Origin of the sequence: Intestinibacter sp., from assembly GCF_034113885.1 — a bacterium.
Classification (GTDB): Bacteria; Bacillota; Clostridia; order Peptostreptococcales; family Peptostreptococcaceae; genus Intestinibacter.
In genome coordinates this window covers 1-5,874 of sequence record NZ_JAXEWM010000006.1, presented here as the reverse complement: position 1 = coordinate 5,874, position 5,874 = coordinate 1, and the positions used below count along the sequence as shown (strand labels likewise).

The window sequence follows — 5,874 nt, the reverse complement described above, 5'->3', positions numbered from 1 at the left end:
TATAAGCTTCTTTTACTTCATCTATATTTCTAGTACGCTTGTATTGATTATCTTCCCAAGTTGTACATAGGTGACCTTCTATTACAAAGCTTTCTCTAGGATATTTTTTTAGTGCATTTCCTACGTAGCTTCTGACTTCCGGATTTGAGTTGTATATATCTATATAGTTTATGCCTTCTTTGATTGCTGTATCTATCATTTTAGTTACTTCTTCTTGAGTTTTTTTCTCAAATCCTTCTCCGCCAAGTCCTACTTCACTTACTTTTATATTTGTTCTTCCTAATGTTCTATATTTCATAATCGATTCCCCCTCTAATATAACTTTACTCTATGAAGTTAACTTTAAGTCAAGGGATTTATTTTAAATCTTTTATATTTTTATTTATAAAATCGAATACTTAAGGTTGCAATTTCTACCATTTATTTTATAATACATAATGTAATAACATATATAGAAAGGACTTTTGATTATGCCAGCTTGGAGTTTTCATATTAAATTAGCTACAGATATTTCAAATGTTTTAAAATTAAACGAAGAAGAAGAAAATCTATTTATATTAGCAAACTTAATTCCAGATATAAAATCAGGGTATTTAATACCTATGAAGGATACAGTTGAATCTAGGTTCTCTCATTATTATATTTACGAAAATGAATTATGTCTGCCTGATCTTGAAAAATACAGAAAAGTATATTGGAATAAAGACGATATCGTATCAACAGGAATTTACTGCCATTTATTATTGGACTACTATCTAAATGGCATGCTTAAAAACGACTATTTTATTTACAATGATAAAAATATAATAACAGGGATGAAGACAGTAAACGGCGTATTTAACGGGACTAAAGAGGACTGTATTAAATTCAAGCACAAAAACTTCAATATAATTGCAAAATCATTGGGAGTAAAAAGCAAATTTATCTTCCCTAAAGAAGATATAACAATTAAAACAGATGATGGAAATTACACGATTACGCCTAAAGATATCGAAGCTACAGAAAAGTGGATTTTTGATAATTACAAGGATCAGATAAATGAATTTCCTCAAAACGAACTGCTTACAGAAGAAGAACTAGACACTTTCTTCAAAGATTCATCTGACTTTGTATTAAAACATATACGCTAAAAAAAAGAGATACTTAAAATAGATCTTAAAATCTATCTTTCGTATCTCTTTTTTATCTGAAACTAAGCTGCTTTATTATGTTCTACGTGTTTTTCTTTATTTGCTTTTACAAAGAATGCTACTGCAAATAATACTGCTACTGCAACACCGATTATGTTACCTACTTGTGCTGGTAATCTAAATCCTTCTGGTGCTTGCATTATATAACTGAATGTTACAGCTGTCATATATATCGCTGGAGCTACTGTTACCATGTAGTTCTTGTTGTTTTTAAGTAAGAACATACTTCCTGTCCACAACATTATCATCGCTAATGTTTGGTTAGCCCATGAGAAATATCTCCAAATTATGTTGAAATCTATAAATGTAAGAGCTACACCTACTGCAAATAGTGGTATTGCTATCATAAATCTAGAGCTCAATTTATCTTGTTTTATATTGAATGAGTCAGCTATTGTAAGTCTTGCACTTCTGAATGCTGTATCACCAGATGTTATAGGACAAGCTACAACACCTAATACTGCAAGTACTGCACCTACTGGTCCAAGTAGAGTTATTGACATTTCATTTACACCTACTGCTGGAGTACCTCCATAAATTGCTTGTAATTGAGGTTCACCGTGGAAGAATGCCATTGCAGCTGCTGCCCATATTAAAGCGATTATACCTTCTGCAACCATCGCACCATAGAATACTGGTCTTATTTCTCTTTCGTGTTCTACACATCTAGCCATAAGTGGTGATTGTGTAGCATGGAATCCTGATATAGCACCACATGCTATAGTTATAAATAAGTATGGGAATAATGGTTTTCCATCTGGATGGAAGTTTTGTAAAGTTATTTCTGGTATTTGATAACCTTTGACAATCAATCCACCTGCTATACCAACTGCCATTAATATAAGTGCTGCACCAAATAATGGATATATCTTACCTATAATCTTATCTACTGGAAGTACAGTTGCCAATATGTAATATACAAATATTACTGCAACCCAGATTTGTGTATTTACATTAGTTAAAGTATTTAAAAGTCCAGCAGGTCCTGTTACAAATACTACACCTACAAGTACTAGTAAAACTACACTAAATACTACCATTATTTTTCTAGCACCTTCACCTAGATATATACCAACAAGCTCTGATGCTGATACACCTTTGTTTTTAAGTGATAAGTAACCAGATAAGAAATCATGTACACCACCTGCAAATATTGTACCAAATACAATCCATAAAAAGGCTGCTGGTCCAAATAATGCACCTTGTATTGCACCAAATATAGGTCCTAAGCCTGCTATGTTCAAGAATTGAATTAAGAATATCTTCTTCCAATTCATAGGAACATAATCTACACCATCTTCCATTGATAGTGCTGGAGTTTGCAAAGAGTCATCTATTCCAAATACTCTTTCAACAAACTTACCATAAACAAAATAACCTAGAATTAAAACTATTATTGCTCCGAAAAAGCTAATCATAACAAATCCCTCCCAAATATATTTTTTTTATTAAACATAAAGTTTAAATATAATGTATAATTATTTCCTTTTGTACTTATATAATAATACTTATATATATAGATAGTATTTTGATTGTCATGAAATAACATTTTTTGCGACATGAAATACATTTATTTGGTAATAAAATGCATGAAAACAATTTTAGGAAAATTCGATTATAATCGTTTTTTGCATTGAATATAATATCGTTATGTGAAATAATGTATATGTAAATTTAAAATATAAATAATAAAAAGGAGAATGTTTTTTGAAAAAAAATAATTACGGTGAACTGGAAGTTGTGCTTCTTAGTAAATAAGGGGTTACAACGATTTAACTCCTTATTTGCTAAGTTATCGAAAAATAACTTATAAATAAAGGAGACAACTAAATTGAAATATAAAAACGCAAAAAATATATTACCAGAAGAATTGATAAGCCAAATACAAAAATATATCCAAGGCGATATTATCTACATTCCTATACAGAGAAATAAAGTTTCTTGGGGCGAAAAAAGCGGTGCCAAAGACGCCATTCACTCTAGAAATAAAGAAATTTTTGAGCTTTACAACAAAGGCTACAGCTTAGAGGAGATTCAAGGTATTTTTAATTTGTCAGAATCTAGCATCAGAAAGATAATCTCTAAAATGAAAAAATCAAATCTTTGTCTAGGAGGTAGTGAAAATGAATGATACAACTTTTGAAAAATTACAGCTAAACGATTTAAAGGAGCTAGTCAAAATATACTGTGTTAGCTCTCTAGGAAAGGAGCTTATAGATAAATTGACTCCTAAAAAGAATATCAGTGCTGTAAAAAACATGTTAAACGAAAACAACGAAGCTAGAAATATATTAAAAAACAGCAACCATATTCCACTAGAAGGTGTATTTAATTTACATGGTGTAATAGATAAGGTCGAAAAAGGAATGGTTTTAAATCCAGAAGAGCTTATGAAGGTCGAAGCTTTCTTGAGAGGTTGCAAAAAAATCAAAAATTTCATGAATGACATGAGCTTCTATGGAGAAACTCTATCATCCTATGCCTTGAATATAACAGAATTAAGCTCTATAGAAGAGGAAATCAACTACTGCATAAAATCAAATAAAATTGACTCTAACGCTTCTAGTGAATTAAAGAAAATTCGCCGAAATATAGATATATGTCAATCTAAGATAAACGATAGACTTAATAAATTCTTAACTTCAAGCTCAAATAAAAAATATATACAGGAATTTCTAATATGTAAAAGGGACGAAAGATATGTAATCCCGATTAAAGCAAATTATAAAAACGAGGTAAAAGGCGTCATCTTAGACACCTCCTCAAAGGGAAGCACTGTATTTATAGAGCCTGAAAATATATCTAAATTCAGCTCAGAGCTTATCTCTTTAAAATCAGAGGAGGCTATTGAGGAATACAAGATTTTATCGTATTTGACTGAGTTGATTTTCGAAAAAATCCAGGAGATAAAAATAAATATCGAGGTCATAGCCAACTACGATATGATTTTCGCAAAGGCAAAATACAGCTTAAACAACAGCTGTATAACACCAAAAATAAACAATACTGGATATATAAAGCTAAAAAAAGCTAAGCATCCACTACTAAAAGGAGATATAATCCCACTCGATTTTGAAATAGGTAAAAACTACAGAAGCTTGATAATAACAGGTCCCAATGCAGGTGGCAAGACCGTAGCATTAAAGACAGTCGGCGTGCTGACTCTTATGACTCAATGTGGATTTGATATACCTGCTGAACAAGGAACTGATATATCTATTTTTGAAAATATATTTGTAGATATAGGCGACAACCAAAGCATAGAAAATGCGCTTAGTACATTTTCTTCTCATATTCAAAATATAGCCTCTATAATAAACAAAAGCAATAAATCAACACTCGTCCTATTAGATGAAATAGGCAGTGGAACAGAACCAAATGAAGGTGCTGCACTTGCAATCGCTGTATTAGAAGAGCTATACGAAATGGGATGTATAACAGTAGCATCTACCCACTACGGCGAGCTGAAAAAATACGCCAAATTACATCCTGACTTTGAAAATGCAGGTATGATGTTTGACAAAGACACTCTAGAACCTCTTTACAAGCTGACTATCGGCCATTCTCAAAGCAGTAATGCATTATTTATTTCTAAAAAAATGGGAATTAGAGATAAAGTGCTTAAAAAGGCAAACGACTATATAAACAACAAGGATTACGATATAAAATTAGTCGACGATAGAAGGATAAGAAAACAAAGCGATGTAGATAACATACCTAGCAAGGTTTACGATTACGAAATCGGGGATAAAATAAAACTTTTAGATAAAGACGATTACGGTGTTATCTACACTCCTATAGATAAATTTAATAATTTAGAGGTTTTATATAAGGATGAGTTTATAACAGTAAATGTAAAAAGAACTGAGCCTTATCTAAAGGCAAAGGATTTATATCCTGAAGGCTACGATTTAAACAGCTTATTCGTTTCTTTTGAAGATAGAAAATTAGAAAAGGATATAGCTAGAGGATCTAAAAAAGCCCTTAAAAAAATTCAAAAGGAAATCAAAAGCAAAAAACAATAGAATATTTAAGAGGTTGTTGTAAGGTGACAACAACCTCTTTTTTAACAATTCTCTTTTAAAATTTTTCTGACATACTTAAATCCATCAGAAAATTTCTCAAAACTTTTCTCAAACTCACAATCGAGCTTGCATATGACTGTCCAGATTCCATTTTTCTTGTACATAGATACAATCTTATCTCCATCTACCCATCTGTATATACCATTTGATTTTTCATATATCCAATCTAAATTCGAGTTTACTTTTGCCATATCATTTAAAATATCTATCGCTTCTTTATATCTTTTTTCAGGATCTAAACTCAAGCATTTTTCAGTTATTTCAATCAATTGCCTTGGTATATGGGGGTAGTACTTTTTTCTAGTTGGAAAACTTCCATTTACTATAGATATTTTTAAATCGTTTAAATTCTTGCTTTTTTTTACCTGTCTATTGTACTCCTCTTCGCCATTGCACATCCTATATAGAGTATTTCCAAATTGGTATATATCTACATAGACATCTACCTTAGAGCTGTAGCACTGCTCAGGTGCAATATGCTTGTAGTAGACGTTTTTTAATTTTCCGATGCCATCTGAATTTATATTTATCGACGACCCGAAGTCGGTCAAAACTGCGCAGCCGTTTTTATCAATCAGTATGTTGCTCGGCTTTATATC

General features: G+C 31.3%; 5 protein-coding genes and 1 pseudogene. 3 read left to right on the top strand and 3 right to left on the bottom strand.

What is annotated here, in order from left to right; translation table 11 throughout:
* Positions 1 to 298: pseudogene (locus SPD90_RS00470) on the bottom strand (hypothetical protein); the annotation flags it as partial.
* A 172-nt stretch (positions 299 to 470) separates the two neighbouring features.
* On the opposite strand from SPD90_RS00470, the gene SPD90_RS00465 reads away from it, so the two are divergent.
* Complete coding sequence (locus SPD90_RS00465; protein ID WP_320923989.1) at positions 471 to 1,130, top strand: hypothetical protein; 660 nt, start codon at positions 471 to 473, stop codon at positions 1,128 to 1,130.
* A 62-nt stretch (positions 1,131 to 1,192) separates the two neighbouring features.
* On the opposite strand, the gene SPD90_RS00460 is transcribed toward SPD90_RS00465, so the two are convergent.
* Positions 1,193 to 2,608 carry a carbon starvation CstA family protein gene (locus tag SPD90_RS00460; RefSeq protein WP_320923988.1) on the bottom strand — a complete coding sequence of 472 codons (1,416 nt, stop codon included), beginning with the start codon at positions 2,606 to 2,608 and terminating at the stop codon, positions 1,193 to 1,195.
* 413 nt (positions 2,609 to 3,021) lie between these two features.
* Here SPD90_RS00460 and SPD90_RS00455 point away from each other — a divergent pair, with 413 nt between their 5' ends.
* Positions 3,022 to 3,321, top strand: coding sequence for a CD3324 family protein (locus SPD90_RS00455; RefSeq protein ID WP_320923987.1), 300 nt, complete (start codon positions 3,022 to 3,024; stop codon positions 3,319 to 3,321).
* Complete coding sequence (locus SPD90_RS00450; RefSeq protein WP_320923986.1) at positions 3,314 to 5,215, top strand: endonuclease MutS2; 1,902 nt, start codon at positions 3,314 to 3,316, stop codon at positions 5,213 to 5,215. Before SPD90_RS00455 ends, SPD90_RS00450 begins: the two co-directional genes overlap by 8 nt.
* Positions 5,216 to 5,256: 41 nt before the next feature.
* On the opposite strand, the gene SPD90_RS00445 is transcribed toward SPD90_RS00450, so the two are convergent.
* A partial coding sequence (locus tag SPD90_RS00445) for a protein kinase domain-containing protein (RefSeq protein ID WP_320923985.1) occupies positions 5,257 to 5,874 on the bottom strand: 618 nt, incomplete at its 5' end.